This window comes from Enterobacter cloacae complex sp. R_G8 (assembly GCF_024599795.1).
GTDB classification, from domain to species: domain Bacteria; phylum Pseudomonadota; class Gammaproteobacteria; order Enterobacterales; family Enterobacteriaceae; genus Enterobacter; species Enterobacter dissolvens.
In genome coordinates, this window is record NZ_CP102246.1 from 2,925,919 (window position 1) to 2,943,775 (window position 17,857).

Sequence of the window (17,857 nt, forward strand, 5' to 3'; positions counted from 1 at the left end):
CGATGACAACCCAGTATGGATTTTTTATTGATTCCAGCCGTTGCACCGGGTGCAAAACCTGCGAGCTGGCCTGCAAGGATTACAAAGACCTGACCCCGGACGTCAGCTTCCGCCGGATCTACGAATACGCGGGCGGCGACTGGCAGGAGGATAACGGCGTCTGGCATCAGAACGTCTTTGCCTATTACCTGTCGATTGCCTGTAACCACTGTGAAGATCCGGCCTGCACCAAAGTGTGCCCGAGCGGGGCGATGCACAAGCGCGACGACGGGTTTGTGGTGGTGGATGAAGATGTCTGCATCGGCTGTCGCTACTGCCATATGGCCTGTCCGTACGGTGCGCCGCAGTACAACGCCGCCAAAGGCCACATGACCAAGTGCGACGGCTGCCACGACCGCGTCGCCGACGGCAAAAAGCCGATTTGCGTGGAGTCCTGTCCGCTGCGCGCGCTGGACTTCGGTCCGATTGACGAGCTGCGTAAAAAACACGGCCAGCTTGCGGCCGTCGCGCCGCTGCCGTCCGCGCACTTCACGAAGCCGAGCATTGTGATTAAACCTAACGCCAACAGCCGCCCGACGGGAGATACCACTGGCTATCTGGCAAACCCGAAGGAGGTGTGAGATGGGAAGTGGATGGCATGAATGGCCGCTGGTGATCTTCACCGTTTTTGGGCAGTGCGTGGCCGGGGCGTTGCTCGTCAGCGGTCTGGCATGGATGAGGGAGAGTGACGAGGCGGTCCGAACCCGCATCGTGCGCAGCATGTTCTTTTTATGGCTGGTCATGGGCGTTGGCTTTATCGCATCGGTGATGCACCTGGGCTCCCCGCTGAGGGCGTTTAACTCCCTGAACCGTGTTGGCGCGTCGGCGCTCAGCAACGAGATCGCGGCAGGCTCGGTCTTCTTTGCCGTCGGTGGCTTCTGGTGGCTGGTGTCGGTTATCGGTAAAATGCCGCCCGCGTTGGGTAAAGTATGGATGGTGGTGAGCCAGATCCTGGGGATTGGGTTTGTCTGGGCCATGACTCGCGTGTATCAGATCGATACGGTTCCGACCTGGTACACCGGCTACACCACGCTGGCCTTTTTCCTGACGATGGTGCTGGGCGGCCCGCTGTTTGCCACCCTGCTGCTTCGCACCGCTGGCACCGCGTTCAAAGGCTCGTTTGCCGCATCGGTGAGCGTACTGGCGCTGCTGCTGAGCGTGGCGGTGATTGTGCTGCAGAGTAACGAACTGGCGACGCTACACAGCTCCGTACAACAGGCCAGCGCCCTGCTGCCGGACTACGGCGCATGGCAAGTTGGCCGTATCATACTGGTCGCCGCCGGATTAGGCTGCTGGCTGTGCCCGCTCATCCGGCGCCAGGAGCCGAAAGCCCTCGCGCTCTTTGCAGGGCTGGTGCTGGTTGTCGTGGGGGAACTGATCGGCCGCGGTCTGTTCTATGGTCTGCACATGACGGTAGGTATGGCAATTGCCGGTTAACACAGGCGCGCGGGTTCGCCCGCGCGAGAAAGGAAGGTTGTAATGAAAGATGTCTCACAGCGTGAAGCGTTCGCGTTCAGCGCCCGGGTACTGGGCGCATTGTTTTATTATTCACCCGACAGCGAGCACGTTGCGCCGCTGGTCAACGCCCTGACCGCTGGCGAGTGGGTTGCGGACTGGCCGCTGCCGCAGGCGGTGCTGCAGCCCATCGCCGACACCTTTACGGTACCTGCCGATGAGCCCGTCACCGACGCCTGGCAACGGCTGTTTATTGGCCCCTATGCGCTGCCCGCACCGCCGTGGGGTTCCGTATGGCTGGATCGTGAATCCGTGCTGTTTGGGGATTCAACCCTCGCACTGCGCCAGTGGATGCGGGAAAACCAGATTGCCTTTGAGATGCAGCAGAACGAACCGGAAGATCATTTCGGTACGCTGCTGCTGCTGGCCGCGTGGCTCACTGAGAACGGACGCGAGACGGAACGCGACCAGCTTCTGGCATGGCACCTGCTGCCGTGGAGCACCCGCTTTCTCTCCGTGTTTGTTGAAAACGCCGGGCACCCGTTCTATACCGCGCTGGGGAAACTCGCGCAGCTGACGCTTGCGGACTGGCAATCTACCTTACTGATCCCGGTCGCGGAAAAACCGCTCTACCGTTAACCGCGCTGGCTTGCTCACGGATGCTGAGCAAGCCAGGCTCGCCAGCCACCGAATCGCGTTATCTCCTGTGCCCCCTCTAATCCGGCCTCCTCGCAGATAAACCCGGTCAGCCAGCGCCCGTCCTGGAGTTCGACTTTTCCCAGCCCCAGCGGTGCGGGGATCCCGGCCAGAAACGATCCCACTTCGCCGTGCGGAAGTGCCCAAACTTCGACGGCTATCGCTGCCCCCTGTTCCGTCGCCCGCACCATGCCCGGTCGCTTGCCGTCTGCCAGGGCAAAGAGCCGATAATGCGGGGCGCTGATGGTGGCTTCTACATACGTCGCCCCGCGCTGGCGCAGCTGATGATTCAGCGCCAGCCCGTCCAGATGCGCCCCGCACACCACCAGGTGCAGGCGGTCATCGGTGGCGGTTGAAACAGGTGCATCCTCTTGCATCTCGCGCCCGCCGGGCAGGGTTAACTTTTGGTGACGTTGTAACGCATCAGCCAGACTGAGCAGATACTGGTCAGTAAACGCGCGGCCAAACAGCGTTATGCCAGAGGGCAAGCCGTTGGTCATAAACCCTGCAGGGACCGCCACGGCAGCGTAATCAAGCAGGTTCATAAAGTTGGTGTAAAGCCCAAGCTCAGAGTTGCGTTTGACCGGTTCCTCCGCCAGCTCGGCCAGACTCACCGGGCGCGGATACGTGGGGGTTAACACGCACTCAAGCCCTGCCAGTATGGCATCGCACTCGCTTTTATAGCGCTGAAGCTGGTACTGCGCTTCAAACGCCGCTACCGCACTCATGGCAGGTGCTTTTTGCAGAACATTGCGGATCACCGGCAGCACCGCGTCCGGCTTTTGCTCAATCAACGCGCCCGCCACGTGGTAGCGCTCGGCCACCCACGGGCCGTCATAGAGCAGTTTTGCTGCCGCCAGGAACGGCGAAAAGTCGATGGTCACCGGCTCGCCGCCCAGGGCGATCAGCCTCTCCTTTGCGGTGTGATACAGCGCCTCGCTCTCTGCGCAGCCGAGAAACGCCAGCGTGTCTGGCACGCCAAAGCGAAAACCGGCTGCCGGTACGCCAAATGCCTGCGCTCCGTTCCAGGACGGGTTAGTACGGCTGTAGTCATCGCGCGCGTCTTTCGTCGCCGTCAGCGCCAGCAGCTGGCTGGCCTCCGCTGCCGTGCTGGTGAAGAACGTTACGCAGTCCAGCGTGCGGCAGGCGGGCACCACGCCCGCTGTCGAGATCAGCCCTTTTGTCGCCTTCAGCCCGACCAGATTATTGAGAGAGGCCGGTACGCGCCCGCTCCCGGCGGTATCGGTGCCCAGGGCAAAGCTCGCCAGCCCCAGCGCCACGGCCAGCGACGATCCCGCGCTTGAGCCACCGGACGGATACTCCGGATGAACGCTGTTGCGACACGCCCCATACGGTGAGCGCGTGCCGTTTAAGCCGGTCGCGAACTGATCGAGATTGGTTTTCCCCAGCGGTATCGCCCCCAGCGCAATCAGCTGCGACACTATTGTCGCATCCTGCTCTGCCCGGTACGCAAAGGCCGGACAGGCGGCGGTGGTCTCGATACCCGCCAGATCGATATTGTCCTTAATGGCAAACGGCACGCCATAGAGCGGCAACGATGCCGGATCCACGCCGTCCAGCGCGGCCAGATACGGCTCCAGCTCGTCGGGCGTGAGAAGATAAATAAAGGCGTTAAATTCCGGGTTCAGCGCCAGCGCGCGCTCGCGCAGGGCGAGAAGCACCGCGCGCGGATTAAGCTGACCGGAACGGTATGCCTGCGCCAGAACATCAAGGCGTAAATCAAAAAGGTGCTTCATGCTGTTTTCTCCAGGACCACCACACACTGACCCGCGCGCACCGATGAACCCGGCTGCACGCGCACCTGGCTGACCACCCCATCCTGGGTTGCGACCAGCGGGATCTCCATCTTCATGGACTCCAGCACCACCAGCACATCGCCTTCGCGCACGGTGTTGCCGACTTCAACGTTCACCTGCCACAGGTTGCCTGATACCGGGCTGTCAATCCCGGCCTGTCCGGGTACCAGCGGCGCGTCTTCGCCATCTGTTACCAGCACCTCGCTGCTGTCAAAATGGGCCTGACCGTTGGCGGCCCAGCGCTCACGCTCGGCGTCAAACGCGGCCTGCTGATGCGCGCGGAACGCCTCAATCTCCGGCGCCTCGTCGGCCAGGAATTGCTGATACTCCGCCAGCTTCAGCGTGGTGTGTTCGATGCGCAGCGGATAACGTCCCAGCGGAAAATCCCGGCGGATGGTGAGCAACTCTTCCGCCGAGACCGGATAAAAGCGGATCTGGTCGAAGAAGCGCAGCAGCCACGGCTTACCGTCAAAGTCCTCCACGGCGTGATAGCGATTCCACATCTGCAGCGTCCGTCCGACAAACTGATAGCCACCCGGCCCCTCCATGCCGTAGACGCAGAGGTAGGCCCCACCAATGCCCACCGAGTTTTCCGCCGTCCAGGTGCGAGCCGGGTTGTATTTGGTGGTCACCAGACGATGACGCGGATCGAGCGGTGTCGCAACCGGCGCACCCAGGTAGACATCCCCCAGCCCCATCACCAGATAGCGGGCGTCGAACACCGTTTTATAGACCTCGTCGATATTCGCCAGATCGTTGATACGACGGATAAACTCCAGGTTGCTCGGACACCATGGCGCATCCCGGCGCACGGTGGTCATGTATTTGTCGATGGCCTTCTGGCACGCCGGATCGTCCCAGGACAACGGCAGCCAGACCACCCGCGACGGCACGTCCAGCGACGCCTGCCCGCATACGTCCCGCCACAGCCCGGCCACCGTCTCCAGCAGCGCTTCCAGACTCAGCGTTTCCGGCTGATAGTGAACCTGCAGGGAGCGGATCCCCGGCGTGAGGTCGATAATCCCCGTCAGGGCGCGAGTTTCCAGCGCCTGCATCAGCGCGTGGGCGCGAAAACGCAACACCAGATCCAGTTCGGGCTCGCCAATCTCCAGCAGCAGATGGGTATCGCCGGATAACCTCGCCACCAGCCGTTTATCGTCCTCCCCCACCTCCAGCACCACCGGCGAGCTCAGCCCGACAGGTTGCCACGGCATGACCTGCGCCGTCAGGCTGGCGATTTGCGCCGCCTGCCCCTGCGCCAACCGTCGGGCGGTGGAAACGTCCACCGGCATAAAGCGCACCTTATCGCCCGCTTTCAGCTGGCCAACCGCGTGGAGATCCGCCTCGATGACGGTGACCGGGCAGACAAATCCCCCCAGGCTTGGGCCGTCGGGGCCGAGGATCACCGGCATATCGCCGGTGAAATCCACCGCGCCAATGGCGTACGGGTTGTCGTGAATGTTCGACGGGTGCAGCCCCGCTTCGCCGCCGCTGTCGCGTACCCATTCCGGTTTCGGGCCAATCAGGCGCACGCCCGTGCGGCTGGAGTTAAAATGTACCTCCCACTCGGTGGCAAAAAAGGTCGCCATATAGCCCGGCGTAAAATACTCCGGCGCGCCATGCGGACCGTAAATCACCCGCAACTCGCGCACCGCATCCAGGCTGGTGTGCAGGGCCTGCGGCAGCTCGCCGTCCGCGACAGGTTCGGTCAATGGGGACAGATGCAGCACGTCACCCGTGCGCAGTGCCCTTCCGGCGTGACCGCCAAACTGGCCGAGGGTAAAGGTGCTTTTGCTGCCCAGATAGTCCGGTACCTCAAACCCGCCGCGCAGGCAGAGATAGCTGCGCACGCCGTCACCCTGAATATCGCCCATACGCAGCGTACTTCCCGCCCGGACGCGGAAAACGCGGTTGTTTGCCAGCGGCTCGCCGTCCAGCGTCAGCGCAATGGTTGCGCCGGTCACCGCCAGCTGCGCGTCGCAGTTGAATTTCAGCGTCGGGCCGCTGAGCGTGATCTCCAGCGCGGCGGCCCCCTCCTCATTGCCCAGCAGGCGGTTGCCGAGACGCAGCGCCAGGCTGTCCATCGGCCCGGAGGGCGGCACCCCGACGGCCCAGTAGCCCGTCCGCCCCGGATAATCCTGCACCGTGGTTTGCGTCCCGGCGCTGAGCACCTCAAGGGTGAAAGCCTGATACTCCAGCGTCTCTAAACAGCGGGTCCACGGCTCGCCACGGGCGAACGGCGGGAAAGTTAAAATCTGCTGCAAATAGCTGCGGTTGGTTTCCACGCCGTAGAGACGCGTCTCGCCCAGCGCGGTGTGCAGGACGCGGATCGCCGCCTCGCGTGTGGGCTGCCAGGCGATGATTTTGGCCAGCATCGGATCAAAAAACGGCGGTACGTCGCAGCCGGACTCCACCCAGCTGTCGATGCGCAATGTGCGACGGTCGTTTTCCGGGAACACCACATCGGTGAGTAGCCCTGGCGACGGCTGGAACTGACGGCCCGGATCTTCGGCGTAGACCCGCGCCTGGATGGCGTATCCTTGTTGTTGCAGGCTGGCACGCAGCTCCGCCAGCGGCGGCAGCGTTCCGGCCGCCAGGTCAATCATCCAGCGAACCAGATCAACACCCCACACCTGCTCGGTGACGCCGTGCTCTACCTGCAGACGGGTGTTCACTTCAAGGAAATAAAAGCGGGCCGCGTCGCTGTCGTAGACAAACTCCACGGTACCCGCGCTGCGGTAGTTGACCGCCTGGCCGAGTTTGATCGCCGCCTCGCACAGCGCGGTCTCCATGCCGTCCGGCAGGTTAGGCGCGGGCGTCTCTTCCAGCACCTTCTGGTTACGCCGCTGTACCGAGCAGTCGCGCACGCCGAGGGCAATCACCTCGCCTTTGCCGTCACCAAACAGCTGAACTTCCAGGTGACGCGCCCGCTCAATGTATTTCTCGATAAACACGCCTGCGTCGCTAAAGTTATTCTTGCCCAGGCGCACCACGGCATCGAAGGCATCGCGCAGCTCTTCCGGGTGGTAACAAACGCGCATGCCGATCCCGCCGCCGCCCGCGGTGCTTTTCAGCATTACCGGGTAGCCCACTTCCGCCGCAGCGTGAACGGCCTCATCGACGTTAGCCAGCAGTCCGGTGCCTTCGAGCATCGGCACGCCGTGCGCTTTCGCCAGCGCGCGGGCGGTATGTTTCAGGCCAAACAGGCGCAGTTGTTCCGGCGTGGGGCCGACAAACGCAATGCCTGCGGCTTCGCAGGCTTCGGCGAACGCGGCGTTTTCCGACAGAAAACCGTAGCCCGGATGAATGGCCTGCGCACCGCTGGCTCTGGCGGCCGCAATGATCTTTTCGCTCACCAGATAGGTGTTCGCCGCCGGGCCCTCGCCCAGGCTCAGCGCCTCATCCGCTTCCCGGATATGCAGGCTGCTGAGATCGGCTTCGGAATAGACCGCCACGCCGCGGATGTTCATGGCGCGCAGGGTGCGCAGAATGCGGCAGGCAATCGCCCCGCGATTTGCAATCAGGAGTGTCGTCAACATAGGTCAGACTCAATCGTGGCGGGTCGTCCCGCCGAAAATCGGCTCACCCATGGTCGTCCATGGGGAAAAAGCGGTTACGGCAGAATGCGTCCGGCGCGGACTGCAAACAGGCGATAAATGGCCTGGCGCAGGCGCTGCCAGCGGGTGGGCGTCAGTTCCATACCAGCACCTCCGCCGGCGTCGGGTTCCAGCCGTTGCACGGGTTGTTAAGCTGCGGACAGTTGGAGATCAGCACGATGACGTTGCACTCGGCGCGCAGCTCGACATATTTCCCCGGCGCGGAGATACCGTCCTCAAAGGTCAGCCCGCCCTGCGGAGTCACCGGCACGTTCATGAAGAAGTTAATATTGGCGGCAATATCGCGCTTTTGCAGGCGGCCATCGTGCAGGCAGGCGCAGAGAAAGTTATCCCGGCAGCTGTGCATATGGCGTTTATCGAGAGCATAACGCACGGTGTTGCTCTCCTGCGCGCAGGCGCCACCGAGGGTATCGTGACGCCCGCAGGTATCAGCCACGATGGTCAGCAGCGGGTTACCGAGGTTGGAGTACAGCACGCTGCCGTGGGTGAGATACGCGTTGTTCTGGCGGCGCAGGGTGCGCTGTGCGTCGTAGCGCTCACGCGGGTTGTCCGCATTGTAAAACAGGGTGTCCACCGCCTGGTTGCCCTCCAGGTCGAGCAGGCGGAGCGTCTGGCCTTTTTTCACTTCAAACAGATACGGTTCCCCCGCCGGGATAACGTAGCGGAAGCTGGCGTTCTGGGGATGTTTTTCGCTGGCAACGGTCATACACGGCTCCTTACAGGGCGAAACGTTGAGTGTTAGTGATGGCGCGTTCGTTTTCCGGGCGCGTCAGGAGGGCGTTAATCGCCCCCTCTTCATCCTCCGCCTGCCGCCAGCTCAGCTGTACCGGGCGCGGGGCGTACTCCCGGGAGGGATCCATCGGGTGCGGTAGCGCGGTCATGACAATCAGCGTGTCCATCGGCGCGAACAGCTCAACGTAGCTGCCCGGCTGCGAATGTCCGCTGTGGAAGCGGAACTGGCCGTTGTCCTCCACGGTGACCTTGCTGAAGAAATTGACCACCATCAGCAGATCTTCCAGGTTGAGATCCCACTTGCCCATCTCCACCAGCAGGTTGTCCGTACCGTTACGGTAGAAACCGTTGCGCAGCTCCTGATAACGCCCCTGACCGTATTTTTCCGCCACTTCGGCGGCATTCAGCACGCCACCAAACGGGTCGTGCCAGCCGCAGGTGTCGGCGGTAATGCCCGCCAGCACGCGGCCCATGTCGGAGTAAAAGCAGTGTCCGGCGGTCAGGCGCGCGGTGTGCTGGCCTTTCAGCGTGTCGGGCAGGTTCAGCCGCTCGCTTTTCTCGTGCGGGTTGAGCATCAGCAGGCTGACGTTGGCACCACCTTCGGTATCTGTCATGCGCAGGATCTGCCCGCGCTTGAGGACAAACGAGAGGTGTCCCCCGCCGGGAAGCGTCTCTTCACGTAAAATCGTCATGGTATTCACTGTTACCCCCTTAAGGCATAAACGTTGTCGGGCGTGGTTCCGCTCAGGGCGGAGAGCCGCGTCTCGTTGAGCGGAATGTCGTAGGTGATGCGCGCGCCGTAGGCATTCGGTGCCTGCGGGTCGAGGCGCACTTTGTCGAACACCAGCAGCCGGGTGCCGAGGTTGAAGCCTTCAGACAGATCGTGGGTGACCATAAAGACGGTCATGCGGGTTTCGCCCCACAGCTGCAGCAACAGGGCGTGCATGTCTTTGCGGATCCCCGGATCCAGCGCGCCAAACGGCTCATCGAGCAGCAGCACGCGCGGCTGCATGATGAATGCCTGAGCAATGGCCAGGCGCTGCTGCATGCCGCCGGAGAGCTGGGCGGGATATTTATCCAGCGCGTGCCCGAGGCCGACTTTTTCCAGCATCTCCGCCGACCGTTCACGCACGGCGCGTTTTTTGGCCCCAAACAGCCGCCCGAACAGCGGCGATTGCGGCAGTTCAAGACCAATGGCGACGTTATCCAGCACGCTGAGGTGCGGGAAAACGGAGTAGCGCTGAAACACCACGCCGCGGCTGCTGTCCGGCTCGGCGCGCAGCGGTTTGCCATCGAGGGTGATCACTCCCCGGCTGGGTGCTTCCTGACCAAGCAGCAGGCGCAGGAAGGTGGATTTTCCGCAGCCGGACGCCCCCACCATTGAGCAGAACTCGCCCTCTTTCACCTGCAGGTTCAGGCGTTCCAGCACCACATGGTCGCCGTACTCCTGCCAGATATTGTTGATGTTGATAAAGCTCATGCCTTCCCTCCTTCCGCCCAGGGAAAACAGGTTTTATGCAGCTGACGCAGAGCGAGATCCATCAGCCACGCCAGCAGGGTGATCCACAGGACGTACGGGATAATCACATCCATCGCCATGTAGCGCCGTACGAGGAAAATGCGGTATCCCAGCCCTGCGGTAGAGGAGATAGCCTCCGCCGAGATAAGAAACAGCCATGCCGACCCGAGCAGCAGGCGCAGCGAAGTCAGCAGCCTGGAGAGCAGCTGCGGAAGCACCACGCGCAGCACCAGCGTCCAGCTACTGGCCCCCAGCGTCTGCGCTTTGATGAGGATCTCCGGCGGGATTTCACAGGCGCGGTGCTCCAGATCGCGCGCCAGCATCGGGGTGATGCCGATGACAATCAGCATCACCTTCGACAGCTCATCCAGCCCGAAAACGATAAACAGCACCGGGAGGATCGCCAGCGGCGGGATCATCGACAGCACCGTCATCAGCGGCGAGAGCGACGCACGCCACAGCGGAAACACGCCCGAGGTAACGCCAATGCACAGGCCGATCAGCGAGGCGATCGCCAGCCCCGCTAGCAGACGCGCGAGGCTCACCAGGGTATCGACCCAGAACAGGTATTCACCGCTGCGTTTATCCGGGGTCAACGCCATCCGGGATAGCGCGTCCAGCATTTGCTGCAGGCCGGGCAGCAGCTTGTCCTGCGGGTTGGCCTCCAGCCTGACCGCCGAGCCAAAAAAGTAGGCGGCCAGCAGCAGGACAAAAGGCAGCATCACGAGCATCAGCCGCATGCCGGGAGTGGGATGGCGATTAATGTGTCGCATGGAGACTCCGTCGGTTATCACAGCGTGCCGGCAGCGGCCATTTTCACGAAGCTGTCGTCAAAGCGCAGTTTCACGTTGCTGGCATCGCCCACCGTGACATTGCCCGGGAAGCGCATACCGATAAAATCGGCGCTCTGCGCGCCCTCGCCCAGCAACCCTTTGTCGAAGGAGAACGACGCCACGCGCTGCATGGTTTTCGCCAGATCCGGTGACGTGACAAACGCCATGTTATCCTGCGGGGTATAGAACAGATGGGTGGTTTTGAGCTGCGCCTGATACCCGGCGAGATCGGTCCCGGAGGCGGCGGCCATCGAATTCAGGGCGCTGGCATCCTGCGCTTTCATCAGCCCCATCATCTCGTACCATGCGCCAGTGAGCGCTTTGCCCAACGCCGGGTTATCTTTCAGGGTCCCGGTGTTGACCACCATCATGTCGATAAGCTCACCCGGTACCTGCGAGGAGCTGAACACTTCGGTGGTGTTTGGCGTGCCTTTGATGACGGAAAGCTGCGGGTTCCACGCCACCGCAGCCTGCACGCTGGCGGTCCCGAACGCAGAGACGATATCTGCGTCCGAGGTATTCACCACGGTGACGTCTTTCTCCGCCAGCCCGGCTTTTTCCAGACCGCGCACCAGCAGATAGTGAGAGACAGAGAGCTCAGGCAGGTAGACCTTCATCCCTTTCAGATCTTTCAGGGTTTTGCCCTTACCTTTCATCACTACTCCATCGTTACCTTCCGAGTAGCTACCGAGGATCAGCGCCGTGGTGTCCACCCCGCCCGCGGCCGGTATGGTCAGCGCATCCATGTTGGTCATGGTGCAGCCGTCAAACTGCCCTGCGGTGTACTGGTTGATGGATTCGATATAGTCGTTGAGCTGCACGACATTGATTTTGATGCCGTATTTGCTGGCCCATTTATCGATGATTTTGCTACTGCTGATGGTGCCCCAGGGCATCCACCCGGCGTAGATGGTCCAGCAGACGTTGAACTCTTTTTTCACAGCAGCGAACGTGGGGAGACTGACCAGCATTGCCAGCGACAGTACAAGAGAGCGGAGTAATGGCGTTTTTTTCATGCTTGACCTCTGAGTGGCACAAAATTAGGGGGCAGCGCGACACCGTCTGGTGCTGCTGTCTCCCGGGCTTTTGTCCCGCCGTGTAACCTCTCAGAGGTCGCCAGCTCTTGGACCAGCCATTCACCGTGGTGAACCGGAACCCTAGCCAGCTATTGTTCAAATTGTGGTGTGCTGCCCTTTCACGGTTAATAAAGCAAGGGGTGTGCCAGGATGGTTTTGCTTTGTTTTTTAGGGGGTTGGGGATTGCTATGGGTTGGGTTTCACTGTTTTGGGGAGCGGGTTTGGGGGGTGTGCACTGCGGTGGGGCGTTTTGGGGGATAGCTAAAAATAGTGGCATGGTTTCTGGTCTTTATTTCCTTCGCAGATTGCCTGACCAGGAGCAGAGGCAGACTTTTTGCCATAACGCGGGTATTGTCATGAGTGTGAAATAAACAACGTGACGAGAGCAACGATGAAACTCCTGGAAAAGCTCAAATCGCTCGAATGTTCCCTTCATGGCACAAGGCGAAGTGATCGTGCATGGCTCGAGCATATTCTTCACCCCGACTTCAAAGAAATCACCCGTTCTGGCGTGGTGATTGAACGCGCTGAAACTATTGAGTCTCTCACCAGCGAATTAAATGTCACCGTTATTTTGAGTTGCGACTTCGAGATATTCCGTCAAAGCGAGCGATTTGCACTCTTGTATTACAGGACATTTAATCCCGATGGCAGTCGAATCGCTCTTCGCTCCTCGTGCTGGGAGTGTAATGATGATGGTGAATGGAAACTGGTCTTTCATCAGGGTACTCCGGCATCAGGTACAGTATAAATTTACCAGTCAATTCTCCTTTCTAATCAGATTTAACATGAATCTCCAGGCATGCCTGCTTAGCCCGCTGGGCAGACATTGCGGACTGACGATTTGAATTGCCTGAGAAATTAATGCATTAATAATATTTCTGCGTGGACGAAGGAAAAACGATGGAGATGGACGACTGGTGGTTTGGCTGGAAGGGTTTCACTCCCGAACGCCCCTGTCCTGGCAAAGTTGTGTTGATGGTTGGCGCGGGGATCTCCATTGATTCCCCTTCGCGACTCCCGGGAGGATACGAACTCACGGAAGCCCTGCTTGACCACTTGCTTGACAGCAACGCGGCTGACGAAATTAAAACGGTATTTGGTCAATGTGAGCAGTGGATGGGGCGAAGCCTGCCACGTCTGGAGCATGTTCTTGATAAAGCGTTTGAACCTTCAACCATTGAAGGCGTCGAGCGTAGCGGTGCCGCCCGGGAACTGCTGCGTATCTTTTCCCAACGTCCCCCAAATGCGAATCATTACCTGATTGCCGATTACCTGATTAAGCACCGTGGATGGTGTATTACCCCTAATTTTGATGACTGTATCGAGCAGGCTGGTTGTCATCAGATCCCTGTGCATGTGATTGACCCCGAGACCAAAACACTGGACATCCTGCACCGGGAATACGGTGAAGACTGGGGTATCATCAAAGTGCACGGCACAATTGAACACGGCTGTTCAGGACTTGGCGCAACACTTGCCGACCTGGAGCACGGGCTACCCGAAGCCTTCAAAAAACTTCTCGAACAGGTAACAAATCAGGCCGATTTAATGGTTGTCGCAGGCTACAGTGGTACCGACCATTTCGACATTAATCACTGGATCCGCGATCGCTGGAATGGGAAGCGCTCGACGCGATTAGTCTGGATTGACCATCGCCCCAGCGTTGAAGAAGAGTTCTGGCGACTCAAAGAACATGAAAATCGCGAGCCGAGAGTCTACTGGCAAGGCGCTTTCGGCGGTATGAAGATTCAGCACGGACCCACGTTAGCATTACTGTCATCCCTGCTGGGGATCCCTCGAAAAACGGTTAAAGATACCGAAGAGAATGGCGACTGGTGGCGTACGGCCCTGGCAGATTATTACTCCCCTACCAAGAAAGAAAAGTACCTTACCGGCACTCGTCTGGCCAGCTCTATCGGTCTTGGCCAACTAGCCGAGGAACAGCTCCGTTATTTGAAACGCCAACTGGAAGACGACGATATGTTGGTGCCTTTCGAAGCAGAGATTTACTACTCCCGTGGGTTTATTGCCGGGGCGTTATGGTTACAAAACTATCTAAAATCATCGCACGAAAAAAACAGAAAAGTGAACGGCACCGCCCTGATCCGTGCTGAAGGAAAACCTGTAAAAGCGCTTCTCTTTTATCTTGCGCGGTGGTTAAAAAGCTCACGCAGACTCTCATTTGATGAGCAAATAGACGCGTTTGCCTGCCTGCTTGATATCCACGAGCGGAGGCAACAATGGCGACTCTGGCAAAGTAAACCGCTTCGACGTCTGGGCGAAAAGGGATGTAGCGTATTCCGTCGGTATTTCATGAAGCTTGAGAACAATAAATTGCCGCTGTATCTGCATGGAAGGATGCAAATGCAGTCCATTCGTCTGGGCACGCTGTTTTACGATGAAGAGGCTTTTTCCTTTGGCGATGTCTGGAATTTACTCTATCGCGAGAGCAGTCCACCGAGTTTTTTTACCCCTTACGGCCCTGCAATCCCAGGTTTTTATCTGATTGAACGCAGCACTGCGCGTGAAGAAGATCGCATTGCCGACCTGGTGCTGGCGAATATTAATTACGTCAATACCCTCCTTTCCGCTCTGCGGCGTCGTTGGCCTAAGGGCAGCGAAAGTGTATTTAAGGAAAGACAGCGAAGGGATGGATATGTTGATTCAGGAGACTATGCGGTGACGTATATCGTGCAACTGTTAAACGACAGCTCACAGATGGTTAGCGCTTTGAATGCACCGCATTTACACATCCTGATTGCCAGAGCCTGGATCAGGGCGGACAGTATTTTAGGCGGTATCGAATACTGGAAACAGCAGCGGCTTTATCTCGGCAGTCCGCGTTCGCTGACGACATAAAGAGGTCGTCTAAATCTGAGACTGTCATTATGCCTGTTGCTTTGCCGTGACATTTGTTTTTGCGGTAAAGCATGTTGATGGTGGCCTGCCCCGTTTCCTCAACCACGATCGCGCAGTGTAACCAATAACATGCATCGGAAACGATGCTAAATCGGCGAAACATGTTTAAGTGCTTAAGGGAAATACCTTCATCCGTTACAAAACAGGGCTGATGATCAGGGCGTTAATGATATCCACAGCAAAATTTGCAAGGCGTTTCGGAAAACGGTGGTTTGCTTCAGAATCACAGAAACCGTTCATACTGGCTGGAATGCACCACAGTTCATCAGTATGATTGCGGGCAGCATCGCCAGTTAAGATTTGCTGAGAGGACAATATGGATGTTACTGAAGAGGCTTTGTTGAGCGCTGGCTTTACGCGATCTGACTTGCAGAAGATTAAGAACAACATTGAAAGCTATGGTGGAACATTAGGGGGAGCGATTCAGGATCTGGCTAATCGATTCAGGGTTGTTTTATGGATAACATCATCTTGCCTGATGGTTTTTATCCTTCTTATGTTGTTTGCTGCGAAAGAAACCGTTGTGGGTGGTGGAATATCAATACTCATCGCTATCATCATCGTTGTATTTATTCAGCCGCCAGTCCTGTCTTACAAATCCTGGCGGTTCTGGAGAAAATACAGAGGTTAATGGTTGGATGCTTCAGTGGAAAGCAGATCAAAAATAACTTTGGCCTTAAGTCCATAACCTACAATTTTCATGGTTAGTTTTGGACGGCTCATCGTATCCGTCTTGTTCTTTTTCTGCGACCTGTTTTATCTCCTCGTCAAACTTGATACGCGTCAGACCATCTTGCAAATAAAATGCAGGCAACCGATTTGCTGTTTCGACCAGCTTTCGGGGTTCCAGATTCACCATCGTATCTGACCATGTTCTGTTCCAGCCCCTGTTTAGCAGCGCAATATCCATAATGCATCCCTTTCCATAAATGTCTGATTATTTTACGTGCGGGATGATCAGGGGCAATAGTAAAAGCCTTGTCAGAATCCGATTTTACCCGAGTGAATCTGGTTAGAGGATGAAGCCATATGCGCTCAATGTCGGCTTTATCATGCGTGAAGGTTGATCTTAGCTCCTGACGGACCAGCTATGTCAAGCACTTGTCCGCTTTGTGCCAACAGCGGACATGGCTAACATCACGGTGTATTAATCAACGGGGAGCCAGTCAAGGATTATCTGTATCGTTCTGTACCACTATCAAGAGTACAAACACTACTTTAAGCTATATTGGTTTATGAGGCTATTTCCTTTGTTAACTCCAAAGGTTATCATAATGGAAATATCTTGTAGGGTTTATAAAATGAAATGGATAAAACAATATAGTAAAGAGTTTGAAAGGGATGCTTTAAGGATATTAATTTCAAAAGTCAATTGGAAGCACTTCAAACCATCTATCAAAGCTAGCCTTATAGGTATAGCTGAAAAATTGAATAAAAATGGTATAGAGGTAAGTGTTTATGACCAGCAAGATGAACCAGATGGATTTGGTTTTGATTCGTTGAGTTTGCAATTTAATTCTAAACTTACTGGAAATATGCGGCAGGTCATAGAAACAGATAAAATAACTTTTAATCACCATATGCAATCTGGTGGGGTGTTATCCATTACATATAGTGCTGTTGGTCATATTCATATTCTTGTTGAACCTCCTAAAACTGAAGACTCTGTCGCAGTTCATAGTTATCTTATTCTTTACCAAACTTATGATGCAAAAAATATCACAAGTAAACGTATTGAGAAAAGTGTTAAAAACTTCATCCACTACCAAAGGTACTCAGGTGTTCTTTATAGAAAGACATTTAAAGATAGATGGGTAGTCAGATGGCTTAAAGCAAAGATGTACTTTATTCAATATCTAGAACCCAAAAATAAATTTATAAGATATTCAGCTTTATATATTCCGCTTATTAGTATGATTGTTGCAACAATTGCGGCAGTCGCAAGCCTGATAGCAGTATATCTGACCTATTTGAGTTTAAATCATTAAATAAAAAGGCACCCATTAAGGTTGAACGGCTCCCTGACGACTAACACATGGCTACGTTAGAATTTTTTCAGCTACTGCAGAACGATTTTCAATGCCCGTTCTTCGCTCATATAAGACCTTCGCCCTGCCCGTCAAGTGCCGTGAGTAGATTATGCAAGCATATGGATACACTAGATACCTAAAAGCTCTTGAGTAGGCCGACAAACATTGTCTGTCGCTTGGGTTGAGCATAAAATACCCATTCAATTTTATGCGGGTATTTGTATGGAATACGTGGCTTTTGGTGATGAGAGTGGTACGACAGGGAGTGACCGCTGTTATGGCATTGGTTTGCTGTGTGTGCGTAAAGATACGTTGCACATCTTCAATGAGCGCGTCCAGAAATTAAAAGATAAGTACGAGATTGTCGGTGAGTTGAAGTGGTCCAAGATTAAGAATAGTGCAGGGCAGGCAAACATCTGCATTGAGCTGCTGGCTATGGTGCTCAAGAACTCGTGTTGCTTCCACTCAATTGTTGTAGTTAAGAACATTTACAACAACTGGCAGACGGACAGGGAGTTGGCTTTTTACCAGACGTACACAATGCTTGTTAAGAACGTTGCTAAGCAGATTAAGAGCGACGTTGAGGTGATCATCGACCAGAAGATTGATAAATACAAAAAGAACGATGAAGTGACAGGTATTGTTGCTAACAATATGCTGGCCAGGGCAGGGATGAAGAAGCTGGTTAAGTCTGTAACGATGCACGACTCTAAGCATCATCTTGGATTACAGGTTGTCGACATTCTGACCGGAGCTGTGAACTCTGGGTACTTGAAGTACCTTAATCCTCGGCTAGAACTATCAGTGGCTAAGGAGCTTGCCTTTGAACGTATGGCTGCTCTGCTTGGCTGGGATTTTTTCCATTACGATACATTCCCGAATAAGGATTTTAATATCTGGCATTTCCCGCAAGAGATGCGAGCTATGCCGGGTTCAAAGAGTATTCGACCTGATTACAGCGTTCCATTGGTTAAGCGGGAAGAGCTGCCCTAACCTTGACTTCAAAAAAATCGATTGTTTATGCATAGGCCGACCAAGTTTAAAGGATAGGTGTCAATCGATACTGTAGTAGTGCACTAAATTTGGCCACAGGAACAAATATGTAAATGTCCGCTTCTCGC

General features: G+C 56.4%; 16 protein-coding genes and 1 riboswitch. Of the genes, 8 read left to right on the forward strand and 8 right to left on the reverse strand.

Annotated features, from left to right (window positions below; translation table 11 throughout):
• Window positions 1-2 precede the first annotated feature (2 nt).
• From dmsB to dmsD, 3 genes are read left to right on the forward strand one after another with little or no spacing between them, the layout of a single operon-like run.
• Window positions 3-620, forward strand: coding sequence for a dimethylsulfoxide reductase iron-sulfur subunit DmsB (gene dmsB / locus NQ842_RS13830; RefSeq protein WP_046888148.1), 618 nt, complete (start codon window positions 3-5; stop codon window positions 618-620).
• 1 nt (window position 621) lies between these two features.
• Window positions 622-1,476 (forward strand): dimethyl sulfoxide reductase anchor subunit family protein, encoded by an 855-nt coding sequence (locus tag NQ842_RS13835; RefSeq protein WP_194516295.1) that lies wholly within the window; start codon window positions 622-624, stop codon window positions 1,474-1,476.
• Window positions 1,477-1,518: 42 nt separating this feature from the next.
• Window positions 1,519-2,133 carry a Tat proofreading chaperone DmsD gene (gene dmsD, locus NQ842_RS13840; protein ID WP_046887963.1) on the forward strand — a complete coding sequence of 205 codons (615 nt, stop codon included), beginning with the start codon at window positions 1,519-1,521 and terminating at the stop codon, window positions 2,131-2,133.
• 14 nt (window positions 2,134-2,147) lie between these two features.
• Here the strand turns inward: dmsD and atzF are convergent, their stop codons facing one another.
• The 7 genes from atzF to NQ842_RS13875 all read right to left on the reverse strand — a co-directional run bounded on the left by atzF (window position 2,148) and on the right by NQ842_RS13875 (window position 11,724).
• Window positions 2,148-3,947, reverse strand: coding sequence for an allophanate hydrolase (atzF, locus tag NQ842_RS13845; protein WP_182381669.1), 1,800 nt, complete (start codon window positions 3,945-3,947; stop codon window positions 2,148-2,150).
• A complete protein-coding gene (uca, locus tag NQ842_RS13850) occupies window positions 3,944-7,546 on the reverse strand; it encodes an urea carboxylase (RefSeq protein ID WP_257255987.1) in 3,603 nt (1,200 codons plus the stop codon). The genes atzF and uca overlap by 4 nt, the downstream gene beginning before the upstream one ends.
• A gap of 151 nt (window positions 7,547-7,697) precedes the next feature.
• The gene (locus NQ842_RS13855) at window positions 7,698-8,330 is read right to left on the reverse strand and encodes an urea amidolyase associated protein UAAP2 (protein ID WP_118282493.1); all 633 of its coding nucleotides are present in this window, start codon (window positions 8,328-8,330) and stop codon (window positions 7,698-7,700) included.
• A gap of 10 nt (window positions 8,331-8,340) precedes the next feature.
• Window positions 8,341-9,048, reverse strand: coding sequence for an urea amidolyase associated protein UAAP1 (locus tag NQ842_RS13860; protein WP_045295945.1), 708 nt, complete (start codon window positions 9,046-9,048; stop codon window positions 8,341-8,343).
• Window positions 9,049-9,059: 11 nt separating this feature from the next.
• Complete coding sequence (locus NQ842_RS13865; RefSeq protein ID WP_095454772.1) at window positions 9,060-9,836, reverse strand: ABC transporter ATP-binding protein; 777 nt, start codon at window positions 9,834-9,836, stop codon at window positions 9,060-9,062.
• Window positions 9,833-10,648, reverse strand: a complete 816-nt coding sequence (locus NQ842_RS13870) for an ABC transporter permease (protein WP_020688223.1) — start codon at window positions 10,646-10,648, stop codon at window positions 9,833-9,835. The genes NQ842_RS13865 and NQ842_RS13870 overlap by 4 nt, the downstream gene beginning before the upstream one ends.
• A gap of 17 nt (window positions 10,649-10,665) precedes the next feature.
• Window positions 10,666-11,724, reverse strand: coding sequence for a putative urea ABC transporter substrate-binding protein (locus tag NQ842_RS13875; RefSeq protein ID WP_063424590.1), 1,059 nt, complete (start codon window positions 11,722-11,724; stop codon window positions 10,666-10,668).
• Between the two features lie 57 nt (window positions 11,725-11,781).
• Window positions 11,782-11,880, reverse strand: a riboswitch (guanidine-I (ykkC/yxkD leader).
• Window positions 11,881-12,175: 295 nt separating this feature from the next.
• Here NQ842_RS13875 and NQ842_RS13880 point away from each other — a divergent pair.
• From NQ842_RS13880 to NQ842_RS13890, 3 genes are all read left to right on the forward strand, one after another.
• Window positions 12,176-12,535: a DUF4440 domain-containing protein gene (locus NQ842_RS13880; RefSeq protein WP_072056929.1), complete on the forward strand. Its 360-nt coding sequence runs from the start codon at window positions 12,176-12,178 to the stop codon at window positions 12,533-12,535.
• Between the two features lie 152 nt (window positions 12,536-12,687).
• Window positions 12,688-14,646, forward strand: a complete 1,959-nt coding sequence (locus tag NQ842_RS13885; RefSeq protein ID WP_194516301.1) for an SIR2 family protein — start codon at window positions 12,688-12,690, stop codon at window positions 14,644-14,646.
• A gap of 376 nt (window positions 14,647-15,022) precedes the next feature.
• Window positions 15,023-15,337 (forward strand): hypothetical protein, encoded by a 315-nt coding sequence (locus tag NQ842_RS13890; protein ID WP_047024329.1) that lies wholly within the window; start codon window positions 15,023-15,025, stop codon window positions 15,335-15,337.
• Window positions 15,338-15,382: 45 nt separating this feature from the next.
• Here NQ842_RS13890 and NQ842_RS13895 read toward each other — a convergent pair whose 3' ends face one another.
• Entirely contained in the window at window positions 15,383-15,616 is a 234-nt protein-coding gene (locus NQ842_RS13895) for a hypothetical protein (protein ID WP_194516459.1), read from the reverse strand.
• A 391-nt stretch (window positions 15,617-16,007) separates the two neighbouring features.
• Between NQ842_RS13895 and NQ842_RS13900 the strand changes: the two genes are divergently transcribed.
• Both NQ842_RS13900 and NQ842_RS13905 read left to right on the forward strand, forming a co-directional pair.
• Window positions 16,008-16,694, forward strand: a complete 687-nt coding sequence (locus NQ842_RS13900; RefSeq protein WP_228485859.1) for a hypothetical protein — start codon at window positions 16,008-16,010, stop codon at window positions 16,692-16,694.
• Window positions 16,695-16,958: 264 nt separating this feature from the next.
• The gene (locus NQ842_RS13905; RefSeq protein WP_257255988.1) at window positions 16,959-17,729 is read left to right on the forward strand and encodes a DUF3800 domain-containing protein; all 771 of its coding nucleotides are present in this window, start codon (window positions 16,959-16,961) and stop codon (window positions 17,727-17,729) included.
• Window positions 17,730-17,857 lie beyond the last annotated feature (128 nt).